This window comes from Caulobacter sp. BE264 (assembly GCF_031457805.1).
In the GTDB taxonomy this organism is placed as follows: domain Bacteria; phylum Pseudomonadota; class Alphaproteobacteria; order Caulobacterales; family Caulobacteraceae; genus Caulobacter.
This window is the reverse complement of record NZ_JAVDXI010000002.1, coordinates 261,599-284,421: the sequence shown is the minus strand read 5'-3', so window position 1 is coordinate 284,421 and position 22,823 is coordinate 261,599. Positions and strand designations below refer to the sequence as shown.

The following is a 22,823-nucleotide window of genomic DNA, read 5'->3' as shown; positions in this document are numbered from 1 at the left end:
GAAAGTATGCGGCGCCCAAGGCGAAGGCAGGCAAAGGCTCCGGCGGCTGCGATCGGCGCGAATTCAGAGCGCCGCCGTCGTCCGCCGATCCTGGTTCGTCGGCGAGCGAGAGCCTAACTCGGGAACTTCATCAGGTTGGGCTTGGGGATCGCGGCCTTGAAGCTGCCGCGCGACTTGGCCGTATCCAGCCCGAACTCCGCCCAGGCCGAGAGGAAGCCGCTGGCCGGCAGGCTGGCGGAGGAGGGGACGAGTTCCAGCGCGGGACGCGCGGCGACGGCGGCGCGCGCCTGCGCCCACAGCTCGGGCTCGGCGGTGGCGTAGCCGCCATCGGCGGCGACCAGTTGACCGGCCAACTGCGGGTCGAGGAACCGCAGGGTCACCGTGGTTTCGGCCGGCAGGTCGGCGAGACTCTCCAGCGCTTCGGTCAGGGCCGTCAGGCTCATCTTGGCGGCGCTGGTGCGGCGTTCGCCGCCGGCCGCGCCCTTGATGGCGCTAGCGCCGGTCTCGCCGTCCATCTTCCGGACATAGGCCCATCCGCCATAGCCCGGGTCAGGGCGGCAGAGGCTGGCGATCCAAACGGTGACGGCGGCCATGTCGGGCTCCGGAATCGACGGTTCTGAGCGCTTTCTAGCCTGCTTCGGGTCCCCAGGGGGAGGGGCGGTGAGAACGGAAGGTAAACCCAGGCTTAAAGCTTAGGGTTAACGTCATTTTTAGTTCGATGAACAAAGTTCTAAGAACTGGCGCGGCGGGGCTCGTACCGGCGTATTCGTCAAAGCAAGAAGTGTGCCAATTCAATACGTCATCAACCATAATGGGCGAAATTTCGGCGATGGTGTAAAAACAAAGAAAATATTTATGGTTAACGCGCTGTAAACACTTCTTAACCACTTGTTAAAATCTGCTGGCTCCGGTTTTGCTGCTCAGGCGTTGAACCTGCTCCGGGCTGTCCCGGGGTGGGACGATCCGTAAGCGGAGTGCGCGTGGCGATGTTCGAGTTCGGACGAGATCTGAAGCGGTTGTTCGGCGTCGACGCCGAGGGCGGTTTCAAAGGGGCGTGGCGCGAAGGTTTGACCGGCGGGGACACGTCCTTGCTGGAACTGCTGGATGTGCGGCTCCTGGCCAATGAAGCGCGATCGGCGGACGTCGTCGCGGGTCGGATCGGTGCCAAGGATCGTGGGGCGCGGCTGCTGGAAGCCGCCGTCGTCTGGCGCGAACTGGCCCGCCGGACCGGCGACGCCGCGGCGCTGCGCAAGGGCGCCGCCCAGGCCGAGGCCGCCGCGAAACTCTTTGAAACCGAGCGCCGGCAAGATGCGCTCGCCGCCGCCCGCTGCGAGCAAGCCGTGCTGGCGGTTCTCGGCGCGGATCTCTTTGGCGATGAGGGACTGGTCGCCGCGGCGTCCGCGACCCTGGCCCGGACGCCCGCCCATCAGCGCACGGCGCAATGCGGCGCGCTCGCCGCCGGTCTGGATGGGCGCGTGGCGCTCTCGGAGAACAATCTCGAGCGGGCCATGGCCGCGATCCGCGCCTTTGAGGCGCCGCTGCGGGCCCTGGCGGCCGTAAAGCGCGCCAAGGGCGGGCCTGCGCGCTTGCTGCTGGCGGATCAGCGCGCGGCGCGGATCGAGCTGATCCTGGCCTGCGCCGAGTGCCTGAAGGACCGCCTCCTGGCCGAACAAGCGGCCGCCGAGGCCAAGACCGCCGCTGCGGCCCTCGATCCGGATTTCGAGCCTCTGGCCTGGGCGCGACTTCAGGGTCTGCGCGGCGCGGCTCTGGTTCAGCTGGGCGAGCTGGATGGCGAGATCTCTCGTATCGCCGATGGTGTCGAAGCGCTGACCGAGGCTGTCGAAGCGGTCCCCGCCGATCATAGCCCGATGGACTGGGCCCGCGCCCAGGCCGGGCTGGGCGCGGCGCTGCAAGCGATGGGCGAGGCCTCGACCAGCGAGCGCGCCTTCGAACAGGCGGTCATGGCCTACGACCGGGCGACCCAGACGCTGAAAGCGCAGCCGGCCTTGGCCCTGCGCGCGATGGTCGCCAACAACCGGGCGCTGTGCCTGGCGCGTTGCGCCGAACTGACCGCCGATCTGGCGGTGCTGGACGCGGCCGAACTGGCCTTCAAGGCCGAGCTGGCCGCCGCGCCAGGCGCGCGCGATCCGGCCAGCTGGGCCGTCGCGCAGATGAACCTGGCCCGCCTCTATGAAGCGCGCGTCGAGATCACCGGCCGGGACGACGGACGTCTGGCCCGGGCCGGCGCGGCCCTGGCCTGCGCCTTCGATGTCTTCTCAGAGCTTGGCCTGCGCTCGCTGACCGACCTGGCGGCACAGGGCCTGCAACGTCTCAAGCAGGCCCAGGCCGTCTGATCCGAAACGGAACACCAGGCGGCGAAAGGCCCGCCGACAAAAAGACCAGTACAGGGATGAACACGTGATCGCTTCGCTCGCTCTCGCCGCCGCCGTCTTCGCCGCCGCCCCACAGGCCCAGGCCCAGGCGGACCTGCTGAAGCCCGTGTCGGAGCCGCGCATCGCGGTCGCGGTGTTGAACTGCCTGGTGAAGAACGACGGCTACCTGACCGCCTGCACCGTGCAGGACGAAACCCCCAGCGACCTGGGCGTCGGCCAGGCAGCCCTGTCGATGGTGTCGCAGGTCCAGGTCGACCTGCTGGGCCCCGACGGCAAGAGCCGCGCGGGCTCCTACATCCAGGTGCCGGTGCGCATCCGCATCCGCTAAACGCATCTTTCCGGCGGTCGGGACACAGCGTCGCGGCCGCCGACAGAAGGGCGTCTGCGGGCAACCCCTAACGCCCTGTTAACCATATTTCGCCCATCTTGGAGCCTCGATTCCAAGCGGCCTGTTCGGCCGATTCCGACGAGGCTTTTGATGACTGGCGCCGAGGTTCTTGATGTCGGCCGGGACGCGATCTGGCTGACGCTTCAGCTGTGCGCCCCGGTGCTGATCGTCGGCCTGATCGTCGGTGTCGCCATCGGTCTGTTCCAGGCCCTGACCCAGATCCAGGAAGCCACGCTGGTCTATGCGCCCAAGATCGTGGCGATCTTCATCTCGCTGCTGATCTTCCTGCCGCTGATGGGGTCGCTGATGAGCGGCTTCATGCGCCAGATCGCCGCCCGCATCGCTGGCATGTAGGAGGCGAGGGGCCCTTGAACGCCTTCGCCACGGCTTTTCAGGTCTATGTCGCCGCCCTCGTCTTCGCGCGGGTGGGCGCCATGGTCATGACCATGCCGGGCATCGGCGACCAGTCGGTCCCCGCCCGCATCCGCCTGGCGTTCGCGCTTCTGATGGCGCTGATCCTGGCGCCGCTGGTCCAGAACACGGTCGGGCCGATTCCGAGCACGCTGGGCGGTCTGGCCGGCGCTGTGATCCACGAGATCCTGATCGGCCTGATGGTCGGTTCGGTGCTGCGCCTGTTCATGACCTCGCTGACGACCGCCGGCGAAATCATTTCGATGCAGACCACGCTGTCGTTCGCCCAGAGCACTAATCCCTCGATGCAGGGCTCGAGCACAGCGGTGGCGACCTTCCTGTCGATGCTGGGACTGACCCTGGTGATGGCCACCGACCTGCATCACCTGTTCATCGGCGCCATCGTCAAGTCGTACACGATCTTCCCGTTCACCCGCGCTGTTCCCGTGAACGACGCCGCGGCCCTGGCGGTGCAGACGGTCGCCCAGTCGTTCAGCCTTGGCGTGCAGCTGGCCGCGCCGGTGATCGTGTTCTCTCTGGTCTTCAACCTCGCCACGGGCCTGGTGGGCCGGGTCATGCCCGCCTTCCAGATCTTCTTCGTGGCCTCGCCGCTCAGCGTGATCCTGGGCCTGTCTCTGCTGGCGCTGTCGCTGGGCGGCATCGCCATGGTCTGGACGGACCGCTACCGCGAACTCTTGGACATCTTCGTCTAGGGGGCGCGCATGGCGGACGACACAGATCCAGAATCGAAAACAGAAGAACCGTCAGCCAAGAAGCTGTCGGACGCCCGCGCCAAGGGCGATGTCATCAAGTCCGCCGACATTCCCCAGCTGGCGTCGCTGGCGGGGGCGGTGTCGGTGATCCTGTTGGCGGGCGGCTGGCTGACCCGAGATCTGATGGCGGCCCTGACGCCGTTCATAGCACACGCCGGCACGATCGACCTGACCAGCGGCGGCGCCATGGTGGTGCTCAAGCGGGCCCTCTGGGCGGCGCTTCCACCTCTGGTGCTGGTGATGGTGGTGACGGCCTTCGCCGGCGCCGCGGCTCATATCGCCCAGACCGGACTGCTGTTCACGCCCGAGAAGATCAAGCCGGACTTCAACAAGCTGGACCTGATCAAGGGCATGGGCCGCATCTTCGGCCCGGACGGCATCGTCCAGTTCCTGAAGTCGGCGGTGAAGTTCCTGGTCACCGGCGTGATCGCCTATTTCGTGCTCAAGCCCCATGTCGGCGAGGTCCGCAACCTTGTGGGCATGGACCCGGCGGCCTTGATCCCCGAGGCGATGAAGCTGTCGCGCAGCCTGCTGATCGCCGTGATCCTGCTGCTCGTGGTCACCTCGGCCTTTGACTACTTCTGGCAGCGCATGCGGTTCATGAACCGCATGCGGATGACCCTCCAGGAGGTCAAGGACGAGTTCAAGCAGTCGGACGGTGACCCGCATATCAAGGGCAAACGCCGGCAGATCCAAATGCAGCGCTCGCGTCAGCGGATGATGCAGGCGGTGCCCAAGGCCACGGTCGTGGTCATGAACCCGACCCACTACGCCGTGGCGCTCAAGTACGAACAGGGTGAGACGCCCGCGCCGCTCTGCGTGGCCAAGGGTGTTGACGAACTGGCCCTGAAGATCCGCGCCATCGCAGAAGAGCATGGGGTGCCCGTTCTGGAAGATCCGCCCCTGGCGCGGGCTCTCTACGCCAGTGTCGAGGTGGACGAGGAAATCCCGGTCGAACACTTCGAAGCCGTCGCCAAGGTGATCAGCTTCATCCTGAACGGAAAGAAGCCACAGCCCCGGGCGCGTCCGCTCTGAGACGGATTCTCCGGAAAACTGACCTAGCCTCCAGAAAAGGCTATTGTTTCTCCAATTGCGGGTGAGTCGCGGGCTCGCCGTAAGAAAGGTACAACTTCGCCGATGGTTGACACGCAGCTCCAGGACAAGGTTTCGACCGGCGCCCCGCGCCGGCGGTTTGATCCATGGCTGGTCGGCGCGGCGGTGTTTTTCGTGGCCGCCGCAGCCCTGTCGGCCGCCCCGGCGCTGAAGGCTGGCCCCACCACCTTGGCCGGCCTGCTGCTGCTTCTGGGCGTTGCGGGCGTGTCGGTGCTGGGGCTCGTGGCCATTCGCGGCTCGGCGCTTTCCGGCGGTGACGCCGACCAGGCCGAGGGCTTCATCGAAGCGCTCGGCGAACCTGCGGCCCTGGCCGCCGCCGACGGGCGCGTCCTGGCCGCCAATGCGCCCTGGCGCGAGGTGATGGGCGAGCAGCGCCGCCTGCCCAAGGGCGTGGCCGGCTCCAGCCTGTTCGCCGCCCTGGTCCAGGCCCGCAAGGGCGAGATGGCCGAAGGCGTGCTGAGCGCCGGCGGGATCGACTACACGGCCAAGGTCTCGCGCCTGGCCGGCGGCCGGCTGCTGATCCGGTTGGCGCCAATCGTCGTCGCCGCGCCAGTGATCGAAGACGCTTCGCCCGCGCCGGTCGCCGAGCGCGCCGCGCCGCCGCCCAGTTCGCTGGACGCTTTCGCCGGCGCCTCGCCGTTCGGCGCGGCTCTGCTGGAAGGCCTGGAGCCGTTCACCTCGCGTGTGCTGGAAACCAACCCGGCCCTGACCACGATGACCGGCGCCAAGGCCGGCGTGCTGTTCGGCGACCTGATCGACGCCGGCTCGCGCGCCGAGGCCGAGACGCGCCTGAACGAGGGCCGCGCGGGTCCCTACGAGGTCCGGCTGGCCCGCGATCCTGCCAGGATCGCCCACCTCTATCTCTATCGCGCCGAAGGCCGCCTCGTAGCCTACATGATCGACGTGTCGGAGCAGAAGCAGATCGAGCTTCAGCTGGCCCAGGCCCAGAAGATGCAGGCCATCGGTCAGCTGGCCGGCGGCGTGGCGCACGACTTCAACAACCTGCTTACCGCCATCCAGCTGCGCCTGGACGAGCTGTTGCATCGCCACCCCGTCGGTGATCCGTCCTATGAGGGTCTCAACGAGATCCGTCAGACGGGCGTGCGCGCCGCCGACCTTGTTCGCAAGCTGCTCGCGTTCTCGCGCAAGCAGACCGTCCAGCGCGAGGTGCTGGACCTGGGCGAACTGATCAGCGAGTTCGAGGTGTTGCTGCGCCGCCTGCTGCGCGAAGACGTCAAGCTGATCACGGACTACGGCCGAGACCTGCCGCAGGTGCGGGCCGACAAGAGCCAGCTTGAGACGGCGGTGATGAACCTGGCCGTCAACGCCCGCGATGCGGTGCGCGCGGCCAAGGGCGGCGGCGTCGTGCGCATCCGCACCGCGCGCCTGACCCGCGACGAGGCGATCCAGCTGGGCTTCCCGGCCGCTGATGGCGACACCGCCTTCATCGAGGTCAGCGACGACGGTCCCGGTATTCCGCCGGACGTCATGGGCAAGATCTTCGATCCGTTCTTCACCACCAAGCCGGTGGGCGAGGGGACGGGCCTGGGCCTGGCCACCGTGTATGGCATCGTCAAGCAGAGCGACGGCTGGATTCACGTCCACAGCCGGCCGAACGAAGGCGCGGCCTTCCGCATCTTCCTGCCGGTCTATGAAGCGCCGGCCGGCGCGGTGGCTGTCGCCGCCGCCGCCGAACCGGCCAAGCCGCGCGCCGCCCGCGACCTCTCGGGCGCCGGTCGCATCCTGTTCGTCGAGGACGAGGACGCTGTCCGCAGCGTCGCCGCCCGTCTGCTGCGCGCCCGCGGCTACGAGGTTCTGGAAGCCGCCGATGGCGAAGAGGCCCTGATCATCGCCGAGGAAAACGCCGGCACGATCGATCTCCTGATCAGTGACGTGATCATGCCCGGCATCGACGGCCCGACCCTGCTGAAGAAGGCGCGCGGCTATCTGGGAACCGCGCCGGTGATGTTCATCTCGGGCTACGCCGAGGCCGAGTTCAGCGATCTGCTCGAGGGCGAGACGGGCGTGACCTTCCTGCCCAAGCCGATCGACATCAAGACCCTGGCCGAACGCGTCAAGCAGCAGCTCCAGGCGGCCTGACGCTCTCTGCGTCCTTCGAGGCCCGCTGTGCGGGCGCCTCAGGATGAGGATTCAGTGCGATAGGTCCTCATCCTGCGGTGCGCGCTCCTGGGCGCGCCTCGAAGGACGCAACGCTTCAAGCTTTCGCCGGCAGGAATTTCGGATTTCGAACCAGCGCCGCGCTGACCAGAGCCACCAGCACCCCGACCGGGAAGATCTCGGCGAAGGTCATGGGCATGCGCAGCAGCGGGTTGGCGTAGCTGCGCTTCATCGCTTCGAGATCCGAGGCCAGCTTGGCGTACTCGGCGCCGCTGAGGCCGGCGGCCTTCTTCTGGGCCAGCGTGGCGGCGACATACTGCTCCATGAAGGTGTAGTCGGTGAGCGCCAGATAGGCCTCCCAGATCACAACATAGGCCAGGCCCGCCACCAGGGCGACGCCGAGGCCGACCAGCAGGGCGGGCCAGAACCTGATGACGCCGCCCAGCGCCTTGTCGCGGTGCGACTTGACCGCCATCAGGATCGCGGAGAGCCCGACCAGCATGATCAGATAGCCGAGCCAGACGTTGGAATGTGGCGCGCCGCCCCTCGAGAACACGATCGTGGCGATCATGCCCAGAATGATGATGGCGCCCGACGCCAGGCCGTGGATGAGAATGGTGCGTTGCATGGAGTCCTCCTCCGCGCCGCCCCCTGCGACGCGCCCCTCAGGCTGTCCTGTTTCCCCGGGGAAACTGTATCGCCCAAAAGGGTGAGAACGACAGTTTCGCCCGATCGGACGGCGGTCAACCCTACGGAATGAGCGACAGGTCCCGGGCCTTGCCGACCGCCTGGGTGCGACGGCCGACCTCCAGCTTGCTGTAGAGGTTGCCCACGTGGGTCTTGACGGTGTTGGGCGAGAGGCCAAGGTCGCGGGCGATCTCCTTGTTGGATCGACCGGCCGCCAGGCGCTCCAGCACCTTGATCTCCTGGCCTGTCAGACCAAGGCTCGCCAGGGCGGCGTCGTTGCGTTGGAACACCTCGGGCCGGGCGCGGGCGGCGAGCCGCCAGCCGACCCAGACGCCGCCGGCCGCGAACGCCGCGCCGATCAGCCCGACATAGACCTGCCAGGAGACGGCCCGCACAACGAAGCCGTACTCCAGCCATTGCAGGGTGAAGGCGCCCAGCGCCAGGACCAGCGCCCAGAGAACGACCGTGCGGCTCATGGGCGAAAGGTGCGCGAACCCAGCGGCGCGTCAAGGCTCTGGACCGAGCATTTTCCGACAAGTGTGAAGCGGTTATCGGATCGAAAATGCTCTAACTTTTGAAAGGGAGACGAGCCTTGGCCTCGGGCGGCGCCACCTGATCAAACAGGATCTGCAGGTGTTGGTCCTTGGCGTGGTCGTTGTGCAGTTCCCAGGACAAAGAGACCGGCAACCGCAGCCGGCCGCCGTCGGGCAGGCGGGCGATCAGCACCCGCCAGGAAAAGCCCTCGCCGGGATCGCCCAGCGGATCCTTGAACTCGACCGGCGCCGGATCGCGCAGGCGAAAGCGCCGCTCGGGATGGGCCTCGAACCAGGCGCGGTCGGCCTCGGCGGTCGGATCGGGAACGGCGACGAGCTTGGCGGTGACTTTGCGAACCATCGGGGTCCTAGAACGCGGAGGGGCTGTAGTGTTGGCGGTTATAGCGCCCCGGCGCGTCGTGGCTCCGACTTTTTCCGTTCAAACCGAGGAGCGCGGCGCGGCTACTTCGCGACCACCCGGGGCAGGGTCTTGATCGGCGTCAGCACCATGTCGCGGAAGAAGGTCTCGGCGCCTTCCGACTGCAGCTGGATCGCGCCGTGGGTCAGGGGCTTGCCGTCGGCGGTCATGGCCCGCACCTCCATGACCGGCTTGCCGTTGACGACGTGCACGGCGCGATCACCGACGACGTAGAGGTCGAGCGTGTTCCATTCGCCCGCCGGCTTTTCGACGTCGTTATAGGCCTCGACGTTCCAGTTCGCCGTGCCGCCCTTGGCGGTCAAAGGGCGACCGCCCGGGACATAGCGCAGCTTCGGCGCGATCAGGGTCGGGTCCTCGACGCCCTCGACCTCCACGGCGATGGTCTCGCCGACCGGCACCACCATGCCGACCGAGCCGGTCATGATCTCGAACTCGACCGACTGGCTCCAGGTGCCCCAGACGACGCCCGGCGCGCCGTGCGTGTGATAGAGCAGCCCGTTATTGGGCGCTTCCTTCTCGCGCGGGGCCCAGCGGCCCTTGCCCCACTTGTACTGCAGCCGCAGGTGATAGTTCTGGAAGTCGCCGCGATGCACGAGGCTGCCCCAGGTGGCGCCGTTCACATACAGCGCCGGGCGGCCGTCCTCGGTCACCACCTTGAACATCTCGGCGCTCTTGGCGCTGGCGCCCAGCGGGACGATCGGCGGGCGCTTGTAGGTCAGAGCAGGGTCGGCATAGCCGAGCCAAGCGTCCCAATCCTTCAGATCCTGACCGTTGAACAGCGCGACGGACGGACCAGTGGCCTCCGGGATTTCGGCCAGAACCAGGGGCGGGCGGCTCTGCGCCAGCGCCGGTGAGGCCACGGCGATCGCCACGGTCAGGGCCAGGGTCTTCAGCATATGTCCTCCCGCGCCCGGTCTTCGTCGGGCGTCGCCACCTTATGTGGCAGCGCTGTCATTTGAAAGACGGTTAGGCTTTCACCCACGCCGCTCCATCATCACCATCGGCGAGCCCTTGTAGGTGGTGTGGGTCTTCAGCGTGAACCCCACCTTCCGGGCCAGGGCGATGGAGGGCGCGTTCTCAACATTGATGATGCACGGCACCACCTCCGGCGCCAGGGTCTGATCGATCCAGGCCAGCCCGGCGCGCACCGCCTCGGTTCCAAAGCCCTGGCCATGCGACCAGGCCGACAGCACCCACCCCATCTCGGGCAGGCCGTAGAGGTTGGGTTCGAGGTCGCGTCGCAGGTCCGCAAAGCCGACCTCGCCGACATAGCGCCCCGTCGCGGTCTCCCGCACCGCCCAGTAGCCGAAGCCCAGCACGTCCCACAGGCCCCGGGCGCGCATGAGACGGGTCCAGCTTTCCTCCTCGGTGAACGGGCGTCCGCCGACATGCTTGACCACCAGCGGATCGCTCCACATCGCCAGGCTGTCTTCGAAGTCGGCGAGGGTGGGAGGGGCCAGGGTCAGGCGGTCGGTGGTCAGGGTCGGGGCGGGCATCGGTAGCTCGGCGGAACGCGGGTCTCTCCGGCTTACAACGGCGTGAGGCTTTGTCCATCCGCCGCATCGCGCCGGCGCCCCAGGATCAGGGCCAGACCCCGGTTCCAGAGCAGTCCTACGATGAACGCGCCAAAGCCCGCCGCCGGCCAGATGAGCGCCGCCAGACTCGGCAGAGGCAGCAGCGCGCCCGCGATCGTCAGCCAGGTGGGAAAGAGTCGCGCCTTCCGCGCCGCGATCGTGCAGATCAACGCCCAGATCCCGCTGGCCGCGACGCTGGCCAGCGCCACGGGATTGACGTAGGCCCCCAGAGCGCGAAAGTCCGGAAAGAGCAGCGCCGCTAAGCCGATCAGGCCTGCTGCGATCATCAGAATGGCGCTGATAAAGCCGACCAGGCGGGGCGTCAGGCCTGGGATCAGGCCGGAGAGGGCGCTGACCTGCACGGCGATGCACAGGCCAATCCCGAGCTTGAGCCCCTCGCTGAAAAGGAGCAGCGGAGCGCCGGCGACTATGGCGTCAGCCCCGCCGCCGCCGCCTTTGCCCACGATGGCGACGCCGACGGCGAACGCCGCGACGCTTAGGGCGATGTTCGCCCAACTGGCGGCGCCGCCAAATTTCGATCCCATGAAGACACCCCAAATGAAAGCCACGACGATGAGGCGAGCGCCACGATCCGTCCGGTGGCCAAGGCGTAGACCGCACCGCGCCGACAGGGGAATAATTTACGTGAGCCGACGTCTTTCTACGTGAATGGTCAGGTGTCCCGCTTCTGTATGGCGCGGCGAGCAGCGCGCGCTATACCCGGGGCGACCAGGGGAAGCGACCATGACCACGCCGCAAGACGCGATCGCCGCGCGTCGCAAGCTGACCAACAAGCTGATCGCCGCCAAGGACGCCGCGCGTCTACGCCCGTTCTTCGACCCGCGCGTCACCTTGATCGCCGGCGACGGCTCGCTGCTGCTCGGCGCCGAGGACGTTCTGGCCGCCTTCGCCGGTCAGTTCGCCGACAAGGGCTTCATGGCCTATGTCCGCACCACCGAGGACATCACCCTGGACGCCGAGGGCGCCCGCGCCGCCGAACGCGGCCGCTGGGTTGGATCGTGGAAGGACGCGCCCGAGCAGTCGGGGACCTATCTGGCGACCTGGAAGAAGGTCACCGGTCAGTGGGTGATCGAGAACGAGCTGTTCGTGACGCTCGCCTGAGCGGCGCCCCCTTCCCAGCGAAGATGACGCGGAATTAATTAAGCCCAAACAGGGGCGGGGCTTACGCCTTCGTCCTTCAATACGCCTCTGGGGAGGAAAACCTTGCTCAACCGTCGTCACATGATGTTCGCCACCGCCGCGGCCGGCTTCGCCGCCACCGGCGGTCTGCCGTCCCTGGCCCTGGCCAGCGACGGTGAGGTCGCCAAGCTGAACGCACTTTTCGATGCGGTCATGGCCAAACAGCTGCGCCAGTCGCCCGAGACCGCGACGAGCCTGGGCCTGGACAGCGGCGAGCTGGCCTGGACCAAGGGGCTGCTTACGGACCGCTCCGCCGCCGCCATCGAGGCCGGCAAGGTCGAAATCCGCACGCAGCTGGCCGCGTTGCGCGCCATCGACCGCCGCGCGCTCAAGGGCATGGACGCGGCCAACTATGACACCGTCGAGTTCATCCTGGCGGTGATGGATGAAGGCAACAGCAAGTTCAGCTATGGCGGCGGCGGCTCCGGCGCGCCCTATGTGCTGAGCCAGCTGACGGGCTCCTACCAGCAGATGCCGGATTTCCTGGACACCCAGCACAGCATCGAGTCCAAGGCCGACGCCGACGCCTATCTGTCGCGGATGGAAAGCTTCGCCCGCCTGATGGATCAGGAAACCGCCCTGGCCAAGCAGGACATGGCCGATGGCGTGATCCCGCCGGACTTTGTGATCGACAAGACGCTGGTCCAGATGAAGGCCTTCGCCGACACGCCGACGGCCGAGACGACGCTGGTCAAGTCGATCGCCCGTCGCACCAAGGAGAAGAACATCGCTGGCGACTGGGCGGGCGAGGCTTCGAAGATCTACGAGAACTCGGTGCTGCCGGCCCTCAAGCGCCAGATCGCGCTGATGGAGAGCGTGCGGAGCAAGGCCACCCATGACGCGGGCGTCTGGCGCCTGAAGAACGGCGCTGAGTATTACGCCACCTCGCTGAAGAACTACACGACGTCCAACCTGACGCCGGACGAGATCCACCAGCTGGGCCTGGATACGGTCAAGGCGATCGAGATCGAAGCCGACAAGCTGTTCAAGAAGATCGGCATGACCAAGGGCACGGTCGGCGATCGCATGCGCAAGCTGGGCGAGGACTTCTATCCCAACACGGATGAAGCCAAGGAACAGCTGATCAAGGATCTGAACGACAAGGCCAAGTGGATCGAAAAGCAGCTGCCGGCCTATTTCGGCCAGTTGCCCAAGGCCCCGCTGGAGATCCGTCGCGTGCCCAAGGCCATCGAGGCCGGCGCGCCGGGCGGCTACTACAACTCGCCTTCGCTGGATGGGAAGCGTCCGGGCATCTACTGGATCAACCTGCGCGACACCAAGGAGCAGGCCAAGTACACCCTGACCACGCTCACCGTGCACGAGGGCGTCCCGGGTCACCACCTGCAATTGTCGCTGTCGAACGAGGCCAAGGGCCTGCCGCTGATCCGCAAGATCATCGGTTTCTCGGGCTACACCGAAGGTTGGGCGCTGTACTCCGAGCAGCTGGCCGTCGAGATGGGCGTCTACAAGAATGACCCGCGTGGCCAGATCGGCATGCTGCACGACGCGCTGTTCCGCGCCGTGCGCCTGGTGGTCGATACCGGCATGCATCACAAGAAGTGGAGCCGCGAGCAGGCCATCAAGTACATGGCCGAGACCATGGGCGACGAGGAAAGCGGCGCGATCACCGAGATCGAGCGCTATGTCGTGTGGCCGGGTCAGGCCTGCAGCTACATGATCGGCAAGATCGTCTGGCTCCGCGCTCGCGCCAAGGCTCAGAAGGCGCTTGGCAAGAAATTCGACATCCGCGAGTTCCACGACGCAGGTCTGCTGTCGGGCATGACGCCGCTGACCGTCTTCGAGCGCGTGATCGACGACTACATCGTCAGCAAGGGCGGCAAGGCCTAGAGCCGCTTAACCGCGGTCCCTCCTCCGCTAACCCGGGGGAGGGATGCGTCCTTCTAGAGCATTTTTCGAGCGAAGTGGTTCCGGTTCGCGTGAAGAAAAATGCGCCAAAACAAAAGATTAGAGCTCACGGCCTGACGCAGTCAGGTCGTGAAATGCTCTAGCCCCAGCTATCCGCGGCGCCAGCGCGTCGCGCCACGGCCTTGACAGGGGCGGTTGGGCGCAGGGCGGGCATCGGCTTGTCCGACGGCTTGCCGTAGAGCCAGCCCTGGGCGAAGTCGACACCGACATTGCGGATGACGTCCTCGACCTCGGCGGTTTCCACCATCTCCGCGACCGTTCGGACCTTGAGGTCGCGGCATAGCTCCACCAAACGCCGGACAAGCGCGCCGTCGCGGCTGTTGTCGGCCAGTTCGCGCACATAGCGGCCATCGATCTTGACGATGTCCAGCGCCAGTTGCTGCAGGTACGAGAACGACGAAGAGCCGGCCCCAAAGTCGTCGAGACAGACCAGAGAGCCCATCGAGCGCAGGCTCTGGATATGCTGGTTGGCGGTCGCCAGATTGTCGATCGCCCGGGTCTCGGTGATCTCGAAGATCAGCCGTCCCTTGGCTTCGTCGAACTTGGCGAGCAGTCGGCCGACATGTTCGACGAAGGTCTCGTTGCCGATCGTCTGGCCTGACACATTGACCGCCAGCTTCAGCTTGCGCTCGGTGTCGTTGGCCAGCTTCTTCACCGCCTGCTCGACGATGGCGTGGTCGAGCTCCTCGATCAGATCGAACTCTTCGGCCATGCGGATCAGCGCGAACGGGCTGCCGCCGTCCTCGAACCGAACGAGCACCTCATGGTGATGGGCGAGGCCCGTGGCCAGCGACACAACAGGCTGGAAGGCCAGATTGAACCGGCGCTGGCTGACGGCCACGCCCAGCGCGCCGGCGCGCGCCAGCGTGCGCTTGACGGATCGGTTCATCGCCTCCGCCAGGGTCATCGGCGGGATGTCCTTGAGGCCTTCGCGAAGGAAGTCATCCAAGGCGTAACGCAGGGCGCGCATCGCTCGCGATGACCCGCCGCCGCCTTCCAGCGGCACCACGTGAGCGCTGGCTTCGGCGCTGACCATCCGGGTCAGGCGCTTGATCATGTTCTCGGGACGATCGTCGCGCTGGCGGAGCAGGGCGAACCGGTCGTCCGTCAGTTTCGTGGCGGCGCCGCCGCCATGGGCTTCGGCGCGAAGCGCGCTGGCCACCCGGACATCCAACGCTATGGCTTCGTCGGGAGACAGCGTCTCGCGCATGTCGCCCAGGCCGGCGAACTCCACCATGGCCAGTTCCAGCTCGATGCCCGTCACACGAGCGGCCTCGAACAGGCCTTGGGCGATGTCGTCGAACGACTCGCGGGGCTGCAAGGAGCTGGCCGTTAGCGGCGGACCAGCGGACTGCGCCGCTGTGATCGCCGCCGAGACGCGACCTTCGTTTTCGGGCAATGCGCGCAGGATGATGCGGACGTGTTTGTCCCCAGGTTCAGCCAGGCGCAACACGACCGGGCCACGCCGTACGCCGTCGTCGGCGCAGCTCAGCATGGCCTCCATCAACGGGCGATCATCGGCGTGGAACAGCTCCGCCCAAGCCTTGCCCATCAGGGCCGCCTCGCTCTTGCCCATCACCTTCTGGGCGGCGCCAAGGGCCAGACGCACGCGCCCGCTCTGCAGCTCGACCAAGAGGTCAGCGCTGGCGAAGGCAAGACCAAGAAGGCGACGCGGATCTAACGACAAGTCTGCAATCCCCCCGAGTGAGCCAGCGACCCTTGCACGCCAGGACTTAAGGAGCGGTTTCGGCGGCGGCTCCGGCGAAACCCAATTCCGGTTTCGGGGAGGCCTGGCGGGTGCGACAAAAACGGTCGTTTCTGCTGTGAGAACATCTTGCGAACATGGAACAAAGCATGTACCCATTCACCATGTTCCACAGGTTGCTGAGGCGGGGCGCGCGAAGCGCCAATCGGGCGGCCGGAATCATGGAATAGAAGGCGGATCAATCATGACTAGTCAGGCGGCTTTGAAACTCGTGGCCAAGGAAGAAGGCGATAAGCAACGCGCGCTAGAGGCGGCTCTCGCCCAGATCGACCGCGCGTTCGGCAAGGGCTCGGTGATGAAGCTGGGCGAGAAGGGCAAGGTCGAGATGGAGTCCGTCTCCACCGGCTCGCTCGGCCTGGACATCGCGCTCGGCATCGGCGGCCTGCCCAAGGGGCGGATCGTCGAGGTCTACGGCCCTGAGAGCTCGGGCAAGACCACCCTGGCGCTGCACGTGGTGGCTGAGGTGCAGAAGGCGGGCGGCACCGCCGCCTTCGTCGACGCCGAACACGCGCTGGACCCGTCCTACGCGTTCAAGCTGGGAGTCAATCTCGACAATCTCCTGGTCTCTCAGCCCGACAACGGTGAGCAGGCGCTTGAGATCACCGACACCTTGGTGCGCTCCGGCGCCGTGGACATCGTGGTCGTCGACTCGGTGGCGGCGCTGACGCCCAAGGCGGAAATCGAAGGCGAGATGGGCGACAGCCTGCCGGGTCTGCAGGCGCGTCTGATGAGCCAGGCGCTGCGCAAGCTGACGGCCTCGATCAACAAGGCCAACACCATCGTCATCTTCATCAACCAGATCCGCCACAAGATCGGGGTGATGTACGGCAGCCCCGAGACGACCACGGGCGGCAACGCGCTGAAGTTCTATGCGTCGGTGCGTCTCGATATCCGCCGCACCGGCTCGGTGAAGGCGCGTGACGAGATCATCGGCAACAATGTCCGCGTGAAGGTGGTCAAGAACAAGGTGGCCCCGCCGTTCCGCGAGGTCGAGTTCGACATCATGTACGGCGAGGGCATCTCCAAGCTGGGCGAAGTGATCGATCTGGGCGTCAAGGCCGGGATCATCGACAAGGCCGGCTCGTGGTTCTCGTACGGCAGCCAGCGCATCGGCCAGGGCCGCGACAATGTCCGCGAGTTCTTGAAGAACAATCCCGACATCGCCGCGTCCATCGAGGCCGCCGTCCGCAAGTCGTCGCAGAAGATTGAGGAAGAGCTGCTGGTCGGCGGCCCCGAGGAGGGCGACGAGGACTAGATCCTCCGCCCGAAGGTTTCGCGGCCTTCGCCCGCATTCGCGGGCGTTCCCCGCCTTCAACACGCCCGCGGCGGACCGCCGCGAAGGCCGCGATCAGGCCGCCTGGACCCCATGCCAGGCGGCCTACACTTCTGGGACGAGTAGGCTGGACGGTCGTCCTACGGCTCAAATGGAGGGGGCGGCGCGCTGCCTGAAGGTTGGGTTCCGACCCAGGTTTCGCTTCAGATAGTACGCGCGCCGAGGCGGAGCTAATCTCTACGCCAAGAGGAGGACGCTCATGCTTGAATACCGCGTTACCGCGCGCCGCGTGGACCAGCACGGCTCTGTGGCCCAGGCCAAGGCGGCCGAGGTGGTGCTGGACACAGACTTGGCCGGCCGTCCGGACGCTTTCAATCCCGCTGAACTCTTCCTGGCCGCGATCGCCGCCTGCATGATCAAGGGTATCGAGCGAGTCGCCCCAATGCTCGACTTTGATCTTCGCGGCGTGGAGGTCCGCCTGCACGCGGTTCGTCAGGACGTTCCCCCGTTGATCGTCTCGGTCGACTATGGGCTGATCATCGATACCGATGAGAGCGATCAGCGGCTGGAACTGCTGCACAAGAATGTTCGCAAGTACGGCACGATCTCCAATACGGTCGCGCTCGCGACCAGGCTTGAGGGGACGATCCAGCGTCGTGAAAGGGACACATCGGGGTGACGTGAACTGCGCGCGGACTGCGCGAAGGCCGGTCCCCGTTATCGATCTAAGTCGGTCGCGCCGAATTGCGGCGATCAAGGCTTGGGCAACGCCCGCCAACCGCCGACGTCCGGCTTCACCAATGCCGCCTGTCGCCCGCCGCCTGTCGCCCGTCGCCCGATGCCGCAACGCGGCGAGGCGGGTGAGGGCGATCGCGCCAAAAAGGTCCTTTTCCCCGGCAACCGGCGCCCCCACATCCAAGCCTGTTTCCCCTTGGCCGAAAACCGCGCTATGCAGCGGCCGACTTCCGGCCGCTCGCCGGACCGGTACGCAAGACTTGAGACGCTCATGCCCAGCTTGAACGAGATCCGCAGCACCTTCCTCCACTACTTCGGCAAGGCCGATCACGCCGTGACGCCGTCGGCGCCGCTGGTGCCGCAGAACGATCCGACCCTGCTGTTCGTCAACGCCGGCATGGTGCCGTTCAAGAACGTCTTCACGGGCGCCGAGACCCCGGCCCATCCGCGCGCGGCCAGCTCGCAAAAGTGCGTCCGCGCCGGTGGCAAGCACAACGACCTGGACAATGTCGGCTACACAGCCCGTCACCACACCTTCTTCGAGATGCTGGGCAACTTCTCGTTTGGCGACTACTTCAAGGAACAGGCGATCCACCACGCCTGGACCCTGCTGACCGGCGAGTTCAAGCTGCCCAAGGACAAACTCCTGGTCACGGTGTACCACACAGACGACGAGGCGGCCGACCTGTGGAAGAAGATCGCCGGCCTTGGCGATGACCGCATCATTCGCATCCCGACCAACGACAACTTCTGGTCCATGGGCGACACCGGCCCCTGCGGTCCGTGCTCGGAAATCTTCTTCGACCACGGGCCCCACATCGCCGGCGGCCCTCCCGGCAGCCCCGATGAGGACGGCGACCGCTTCATCGAGATCTGGAATCTGGTGTTCATGCAGTTCGAGCAGCTGGCCGGCGGCGAGCGCATCAGCCTGCCCAAGCCCTCGATCGACACCGGCATGGGCCTGGAGCGGATCGCGGCCGTGCTGCAGGGCCAGCATGACAACTACGACATCGATCTCTTCAAGGCCCTGATCGCCGCCAGCGTCGAGCTGACCGGCGTGAAGGCCGAAGGCGCCCAGGCGCCGTCGCACCGCGTGATCGCCGACCACCTGCGTTCGTCCTCGTTCCTGCTGGCCGATGGCGTCTCGCCCTCGAACGAAGGTCGCGGCTACGTCCTGCGCCGCATCATGCGCCGCGCCATGCGCCACGCCTATCTGCTGGGCGCGAACGAGCCCCTGATGCACCGCCTGGCCCCGACCCTGGTGGCCGAGATGGGCCAGGCCTATCCGGAGCTGCGCCGCGCCGAGGCCTCGATCGTCGAGACCCTGCGCCAGGAAGAAGAGCGCTTCCGCACCACGCTGGGCCGCGGCATGGGCCTTCTGGACGAGGCCACCGCCAAGCTGTTGGCCGGCGACGTGCTGGACGGCGAGACCGCCTTCAAGCTCTACGACACCTACGGATTCCCGCTGGACCTGACCCAGGACGCCGTCCGCGCCAAGGGCCTGACCGTCGACACCGACGGCTTCGACGCCGCCATGCAGAAGCAGCGCGAAATGGCGCGCGCCAACTGGGCCGGTTCGGGCCAGCAGGGCGCGGCGGCCGCCTGGTTCTCGATCAAGGAAAAGGCCGGCGCCACCGACTTCGTCGGCTATGAGACCACCGAAACGACCGGCGTCGTGAAGGCCATCGTCGTCGACGGCGCGGAGGTCGAGAGCGCCTCGGCCGGCCAAACCGTCGAGGTGCTGCTGGACCGCACCAGCTTCTACGCCGAAAGCGGCGGTCAGGCCGGCGACACCGGCGTCATCGAGGCCAATGGCCGCGAGAGCCGCGTCATCGACACCCAGAAGCAGGCCGGCGAACTGCACGTTCACCGCGTCGAGCTGTCGGGCGACCTGAAGGTCGGCGACAAGGTCGTGGCCAGCGTCGATGCGGATCGCCGCCACACCACGCGTTCGAACCACTCGGCTGCGCACCTTGTGCACGCCGCCCTGCACCATGTGCTGGGCCCGCACGTCGCCCAGAAGGGCCAGATGGTCGATGGCGAGCGCATGCGCTTCGACTTCAGCCACGGCGGTCCGCTGACGGCTGACGAGCTCGACAAGATCGAGGCCGAGGTCAACGAAGTCATCCGCCAGAACGTCCCGGCCGAAACCAAGGAAATGGCCCCGCAGGAGGCCATCGAGGCCGGCGCCGTGGCGCTGTTTGGCGAAAAGTACGGCGACAGCGTCCGCGTGCTGACCCTGGGCAAGTCTCTGAGCGACGAGGCCAAGGCCTATTCGGTCGAACTGTGCGGCGGCACCCACGTGGCCCGCACGGGCGACATCGCGCTGTTCAAGATCGTCTCCGAGCAAGGCGTCGCCGCCGGCGTGCGCCGCATCGAGGCCCTGACCGGCGAGGCGGCCCGTCGCTTCCTGCTGGACCAGGCGGGCGTGGCCAAGTCGCTGGCCGACCAGTTCAAGACGCCGGTGGCTGAAGTCGCCGCCCGCGTCGACGCGCTGATCGCCGACCGCAAGCGCCTGGAGAAGGAACTGGCCGAGGCCAAGAAGCAGCTGGCCCTGGGCGGCGGCGGCGCGGCCTCGGGTCCGGAAGACGTCAATGGCGTGGCCCTGATCGCCCGCGTCCTCGACGGCGTCGGCGGCAAGGAGCTGCGCGGCGTGGCCGAAGAGTTCAAGAAGCAGCTGACCAGCGGCGTCGTGGCCCTGGTCGGGACCTCGGACGGCAAGGCCGCCGTCACCGTGGCGGTCACCGCCGACCTGACGGGCAAGTTCAGCGCCGCTGACCTCGCCAAGGCCGCCGTGATCGCCATGGGCGGGCAGGGCGCCGGCGGCAAGGCCGACTTCGCCCAGGGCGGCGCGCCCGACGACAGCAAGGCTGAAGAGGGCCTGGCGGCCGTCAAGGCGGCGCTGGCTGGCTAAGAGGGTTCGCTTCCGACCCAACGATCAAGCCCACCCTCCGTCGCGGAGCGGTGGGCTTTTTTGTGGCCTGCTTTTGCGGGAGCGGTGATGGCGTCGCCGTCCTCGCCCTTCGACAAGCTCAGGGTGAGGACGACGTGTTGGCCCCGGCTCGTACAAAATCCTCATCCTGAGCTTGTCGAAGGACGAGGATTTCCATCCGGACCGGCGCCATTGGCGATGGAATGGCGGCGCGCAGAACCGCACGATCGGTCAGGCTCACGCGGCTGGGGAGCTTTAGGTCTGTCTCCGCCAAGGAGGTGCCGATGAACCGTGACGTCGCCGAAAACTACCACGCCCGGATGCGTCGAGTGCTCGATCATATCGACGCGCACCTGGACGAGGACCTGAGCGTCGATGTTCTGGCGGCGGTCGCGGCTTTTTCCCGGCACCATTTCCAGCGTCAGTTCTCGGGTCTCTACGGCCTCGGGGTCGCCGCCTATGTCCAGCTGGCGCGAATGAAGCGGGCGTCCTATCGCCTGGCCTTTCGCGACCAGGAAGGGGTGCTGGGGATCGCGCTCGACAGCGGCTACGCGGGACCCGAAGCGTTCAGCCGCGCTTTCCGGCGGCTGTTCGACCAGAGCCCCTCGGCGTTTCGTCGAGATCCACGCTGGGAGCCTTGGCAGGCGGCGCAGTCGCCGCTGGTTCAAGCCAGGAGACAGACCATGACCTTCACCGACGACGATGTCCGGATCGTCGACTTCCCCGAGACCCCCGTCGCCGTCCTGCGCCACCAGGGGGATCCAGCCTTGCTGGGCGACACCATCCGCCGGTTCATCGCCTGGCGTAAGGCCGCCGGCCTGCCGCCGCGCGTCAGCGCGACGTTCAACGTGTTCCACGATGACCCTGACGACACGCCGGTCGAGCAGTACCGGATGGACCTGTGCGTCGCGACCGCGCGCGTGCCGCCCAACCCTGAGGGCGTAACGGCGGGCGTGATCCCCGGCGGGCCGTGCGCCGTGCTCCGGCAGGTCGGGTCCAGCGATGATCTGCGCGCCGCGTCGCGGTTTCTCTATGGCGAGTGGCTGCCGCGCAGCGGACGCGAGCCCCGCGACGCGCCGTTTTTCGCCCAGCGGGTCAGCTTCTTTCCGGACGTTCCGGAACACGAGGCGGTGACGGATCTCTATCTGCCGCTCGCGCCGCAGATCTAGCGAAAGCGGGCGTCCGCCGCGACGCAGCGGACGCCTGTTCCTCAGCCCTTGAAGAACGCCGCCAGCTTGTTGCCGTCGGGATCACGCACATAGGCCAGGTAATAGCCTTCGCCGTAGGTGGGGCGCGGCCCTGGCGGACCCGCGCAGGCGCCGCCGTGGGCCAGGGCGGCGGCGTGGAAGGCGTCGACCTGCTGGGGCGAGTCGGCCTTGAGCCCGATCATGATCCCGTTGCCGGCCTTGGCGGGTTCGCCGTTTTCAGGCGTGCAGATCATCACCGTGGCGTGCTCTGGATCGGGTCCATAGCCGATCCAATCGCCTTGGCGCCAAAGGCGCTGACTACCGAGCGCGCCGAGGGCGGCGTCATAGAAGGCGCCGGCCCGGTCCGGGTCGCTCGCGCCGATCGTGATGTAGCTGATCATCAGGGTGTCCTCCTGCCGAGGACCCTATCGGCCTAGCTGACACCGGCTGTCAGCAGGATGGCCACCAGCGCGAGCGAGATGATCGAAAGGGCGGTCGTCAGCGCCACGGTCCGCGCTGCGCCGCGCGGCCAGACGCCGTAGGCGCGGGTCTGGATAAAGACGTTCACCGCCGTGGGCGCGGCGGCCACCAAGGTTGCGCCGGCCCGGAAGTCGGCGGGCGCCGGGGTCAGTCCGATCGCCCACCAGACCAGCAGCGGGAACACCGCCAGCTTGGCTATCGCCGCCAGCATAAGGGGCGCGTTCGCCGGCGCGGGCGCATCGTCGACCTGGCGAAGACCCAGCGCCGCGCCGAGCGCCACCAGGCCTACAGGACTGCCCGAGGCGGCCGCCATGCCGATGGCGCGGTCGAGGGGCTGGGGGAGCGCCAGATCCAGCAGCGCCAGGAGCAGGCCCAGAAGCGCCGCCGCGACGACGGGGTTCTGGAAGGCCTGCGCCGTCGAGCGCCACACGGATCGTCCGGCCGCCCAGCCCAGAAGGCCCACGCCCGCCGCCGCCAGCACCACGAAGTCAGCGGCCACCGCGCCCGCGACCAGGCGGGCGGTCTCGGCGCCGAGCACCGCGGCGGTGACGGGCAGGGCGAGGAAGGCGCTGTTGCCGACACCGGCGGCCATGGCGGCTCCGGCGCGTTCGTCTCGCGTCCATCCGAGCCAGCGGCCGGACACGAGGACGCCGCCCATCACCAACAGTCCGACGCCAGCATAGGCCAAAAGCCCTGACCAGAGTTCGGGCCCAGGGCGGCCAAGGCGCGAGAGGGAATGCACGAGGAGGGCGGGAAACCCCACCCAATAGACATAAGCCGACAGGCCTTGCGCCATCCGTGCATCCAGAAGCCGAAAGCGCGTCAATGCGACGCCGACGGCGATCAGCAGGAAGAACGGCCAGACGCGCGCGGCGACATCGAGAACGAGATTGATC

At 67.1% G+C, this 22,823-nt stretch carries 22 protein-coding genes and 1 pseudogene; 13 read left to right on the top strand and 10 right to left on the bottom strand.

The genetic code is table 11. From position 1 onward, the window contains the following. Positions 1 to 113: 113 nt before the first annotated feature. Positions 114 to 593 (bottom strand): ribonuclease H, encoded by a 480-nt coding sequence (locus J2X45_RS06660; protein WP_310212843.1) that lies wholly within the window; start codon positions 591 to 593, stop codon positions 114 to 116. Positions 594 to 974: 381 nt separating this feature from the next. Here J2X45_RS06660 and J2X45_RS06655 point away from each other — a divergent pair, with 381 nt between their 5' ends. From J2X45_RS06655 to cckA, 6 genes are all read left to right on the top strand, one after another. Further along, the gene (locus J2X45_RS06655; protein WP_310212841.1) at positions 975 to 2,354 is read left to right on the top strand and encodes a hypothetical protein; all 1,380 of its coding nucleotides are present in this window, start codon (positions 975 to 977) and stop codon (positions 2,352 to 2,354) included. Between the two features lie 64 nt (positions 2,355 to 2,418). Next, positions 2,419 to 2,721: a hypothetical protein gene (locus tag J2X45_RS06650; RefSeq protein ID WP_310212839.1), complete on the top strand. Its 303-nt coding sequence runs from the start codon at positions 2,419 to 2,421 to the stop codon at positions 2,719 to 2,721. A 147-nt stretch (positions 2,722 to 2,868) separates the two neighbouring features. Beyond that, the gene (gene fliQ, locus J2X45_RS06645) at positions 2,869 to 3,135 is read left to right on the top strand and encodes a flagellar biosynthesis protein FliQ (RefSeq protein WP_181242795.1); all 267 of its coding nucleotides are present in this window, start codon (positions 2,869 to 2,871) and stop codon (positions 3,133 to 3,135) included. A 14-nt stretch (positions 3,136 to 3,149) separates the two neighbouring features. After that, on the top strand, positions 3,150 to 3,905 hold the full coding sequence (gene fliR, locus J2X45_RS06640) for a flagellar biosynthetic protein FliR (RefSeq protein ID WP_310212834.1): 756 nt from the start codon (positions 3,150 to 3,152) through the stop codon (positions 3,903 to 3,905). Positions 3,906 to 3,914: 9 nt separating this feature from the next. Then, on the top strand, positions 3,915 to 5,000 hold the full coding sequence (gene flhB / locus J2X45_RS06635; protein ID WP_310212832.1) for a flagellar biosynthesis protein FlhB: 1,086 nt from the start codon (positions 3,915 to 3,917) through the stop codon (positions 4,998 to 5,000). Positions 5,001 to 5,102: 102 nt separating this feature from the next. Then, on the top strand, positions 5,103 to 7,178 hold the full coding sequence (cckA, locus tag J2X45_RS06630; protein WP_310212830.1) for a cell cycle histidine kinase CckA: 2,076 nt from the start codon (positions 5,103 to 5,105) through the stop codon (positions 7,176 to 7,178). 115 nt (positions 7,179 to 7,293) lie between these two features. On the opposite strand, the gene J2X45_RS06625 is transcribed toward cckA, so the two are convergent. The 6 genes from J2X45_RS06625 to J2X45_RS06600 form a co-directional block, all read right to left on the bottom strand. Then, positions 7,294 to 7,824 carry a DUF4199 domain-containing protein gene (locus J2X45_RS06625; RefSeq protein WP_310212827.1) on the bottom strand — a complete coding sequence of 177 codons (531 nt, stop codon included), beginning with the start codon at positions 7,822 to 7,824 and terminating at the stop codon, positions 7,294 to 7,296. Between the two features lie 121 nt (positions 7,825 to 7,945). After that, positions 7,946 to 8,359, bottom strand: coding sequence for a response regulator transcription factor (locus tag J2X45_RS06620; protein ID WP_310212823.1), 414 nt, complete (start codon positions 8,357 to 8,359; stop codon positions 7,946 to 7,948). A 91-nt stretch (positions 8,360 to 8,450) separates the two neighbouring features. Further along, entirely contained in the window at positions 8,451 to 8,777 is a 327-nt protein-coding gene (locus J2X45_RS06615) for a hypothetical protein (RefSeq protein ID WP_310212821.1), read from the bottom strand. A gap of 101 nt (positions 8,778 to 8,878) precedes the next feature. Further along, the gene (locus J2X45_RS06610) at positions 8,879 to 9,751 is read right to left on the bottom strand and encodes a DUF1080 domain-containing protein (protein ID WP_310212818.1); all 873 of its coding nucleotides are present in this window, start codon (positions 9,749 to 9,751) and stop codon (positions 8,879 to 8,881) included. A 78-nt stretch (positions 9,752 to 9,829) separates the two neighbouring features. Continuing rightward, on the bottom strand, positions 9,830 to 10,351 hold the full coding sequence (locus J2X45_RS06605) for a GNAT family N-acetyltransferase (protein WP_310212815.1): 522 nt from the start codon (positions 10,349 to 10,351) through the stop codon (positions 9,830 to 9,832). 32 nt (positions 10,352 to 10,383) lie between these two features. Beyond that, positions 10,384 to 10,974, bottom strand: a complete 591-nt coding sequence (locus J2X45_RS06600; RefSeq protein WP_310212811.1) for a hypothetical protein — start codon at positions 10,972 to 10,974, stop codon at positions 10,384 to 10,386. A 199-nt stretch (positions 10,975 to 11,173) separates the two neighbouring features. Between J2X45_RS06600 and J2X45_RS06595 the strand changes: the two genes are divergently transcribed. Further along, positions 11,174 to 11,551 (top strand): nuclear transport factor 2 family protein, encoded by a 378-nt coding sequence (locus J2X45_RS06595; RefSeq protein WP_310212808.1) that lies wholly within the window; start codon positions 11,174 to 11,176, stop codon positions 11,549 to 11,551. Between the two features lie 102 nt (positions 11,552 to 11,653). Next, on the top strand, positions 11,654 to 13,477 hold the full coding sequence (locus J2X45_RS06590; RefSeq protein ID WP_310212804.1) for a DUF885 family protein: 1,824 nt from the start codon (positions 11,654 to 11,656) through the stop codon (positions 13,475 to 13,477). A gap of 157 nt (positions 13,478 to 13,634) precedes the next feature. Here J2X45_RS06590 and J2X45_RS06585 read toward each other — a convergent pair whose 3' ends face one another. Continuing rightward, entirely contained in the window at positions 13,635 to 15,242 is a 1,608-nt protein-coding gene (locus J2X45_RS06585; protein WP_310212801.1) for an EAL domain-containing protein, read from the bottom strand. Between the two features lie 262 nt (positions 15,243 to 15,504). Between J2X45_RS06585 and recA the strand changes: the two genes are divergently transcribed. From recA to J2X45_RS06560, 5 genes and pseudogenes are all read left to right on the top strand, one after another. Then, complete coding sequence (recA, locus tag J2X45_RS06580; RefSeq protein WP_310212799.1) at positions 15,505 to 16,575, top strand: recombinase RecA; 1,071 nt, start codon at positions 15,505 to 15,507, stop codon at positions 16,573 to 16,575. A gap of 277 nt (positions 16,576 to 16,852) precedes the next feature. After that, positions 16,853 to 17,272, top strand: coding sequence for an OsmC family protein (locus tag J2X45_RS06575; protein ID WP_310212795.1), 420 nt, complete (start codon positions 16,853 to 16,855; stop codon positions 17,270 to 17,272). Between the two features lie 327 nt (positions 17,273 to 17,599). Continuing rightward, positions 17,600 to 20,242: an alanine--tRNA ligase gene (gene alaS / locus J2X45_RS06570; protein WP_310212792.1), complete on the top strand. Its 2,643-nt coding sequence runs from the start codon at positions 17,600 to 17,602 to the stop codon at positions 20,240 to 20,242. Between the two features lie 96 nt (positions 20,243 to 20,338). Continuing rightward, positions 20,339 to 20,435, top strand: a pseudogene (locus tag J2X45_RS06565) (hypothetical protein); the annotation flags it as partial. Between the two features lie 109 nt (positions 20,436 to 20,544). Continuing rightward, positions 20,545 to 21,429, top strand: a complete 885-nt coding sequence (locus J2X45_RS06560; protein ID WP_310212790.1) for an AraC family transcriptional regulator — start codon at positions 20,545 to 20,547, stop codon at positions 21,427 to 21,429. A gap of 41 nt (positions 21,430 to 21,470) precedes the next feature. On the opposite strand, the gene J2X45_RS06555 is transcribed toward J2X45_RS06560, so the two are convergent. Further along, complete coding sequence (locus J2X45_RS06555; protein WP_310212786.1) at positions 21,471 to 21,848, bottom strand: VOC family protein; 378 nt, start codon at positions 21,846 to 21,848, stop codon at positions 21,471 to 21,473. 32 nt (positions 21,849 to 21,880) lie between these two features. Continuing rightward, on the bottom strand, positions 21,881 to 22,822 hold the full coding sequence (locus tag J2X45_RS06550) for an AEC family transporter (protein ID WP_310213600.1): 942 nt from the start codon (positions 22,820 to 22,822) through the stop codon (positions 21,881 to 21,883). Position 22,823 lies beyond the last annotated feature (1 nt).

Coding starts and splice junctions, on each gene's coding strand:
- flhB (WP_310212832.1), top strand. CDS start 3,915: ATGGCGGACGACACAGATCCAGAATCGAAAACAGAAGAACCGTCAGCC.
- J2X45_RS06620 (WP_310212823.1), bottom strand. CDS start 8,359: ATGAGCCGCACGGTCGTTCTCTGGGCGCTGGTCCTGGCGCTGGGCGCC.
- cckA (WP_310212830.1), top strand. CDS start 5,103: ATGGTTGACACGCAGCTCCAGGACAAGGTTTCGACCGGCGCCCCGCGC.
- J2X45_RS06605 (WP_310212815.1), bottom strand. CDS start 10,351: ATGCCCGCCCCGACCCTGACCACCGACCGCCTGACCCTGGCCCCTCCC.
- J2X45_RS06615 (WP_310212821.1), bottom strand. CDS start 8,777: ATGGTTCGCAAAGTCACCGCCAAGCTCGTCGCCGTTCCCGATCCGACC.
- J2X45_RS06660 (WP_310212843.1), bottom strand. CDS start 593: ATGGCCGCCGTCACCGTTTGGATCGCCAGCCTCTGCCGCCCTGACCCG.
- J2X45_RS06625 (WP_310212827.1), bottom strand. CDS start 7,824: ATGCAACGCACCATTCTCATCCACGGCCTGGCGTCGGGCGCCATCATC.
- recA (WP_310212799.1), top strand. CDS start 15,505: ATGACTAGTCAGGCGGCTTTGAAACTCGTGGCCAAGGAAGAAGGCGAT.
- J2X45_RS06575 (WP_310212795.1), top strand. CDS start 16,853: ATGCTTGAATACCGCGTTACCGCGCGCCGCGTGGACCAGCACGGCTCT.
- J2X45_RS06600 (WP_310212811.1), bottom strand. CDS start 10,974: ATGGGATCGAAATTTGGCGGCGCCGCCAGTTGGGCGAACATCGCCCTA.
- J2X45_RS06560 (WP_310212790.1), top strand. CDS start 20,545: ATGAACCGTGACGTCGCCGAAAACTACCACGCCCGGATGCGTCGAGTG.
- alaS (WP_310212792.1), top strand. CDS start 17,600: ATGCCCAGCTTGAACGAGATCCGCAGCACCTTCCTCCACTACTTCGGC.
- J2X45_RS06555 (WP_310212786.1), bottom strand. CDS start 21,848: ATGATCAGCTACATCACGATCGGCGCGAGCGACCCGGACCGGGCCGGC.
- J2X45_RS06595 (WP_310212808.1), top strand. CDS start 11,174: ATGACCACGCCGCAAGACGCGATCGCCGCGCGTCGCAAGCTGACCAAC.
- J2X45_RS06610 (WP_310212818.1), bottom strand. CDS start 9,751: ATGCTGAAGACCCTGGCCCTGACCGTGGCGATCGCCGTGGCCTCACCG.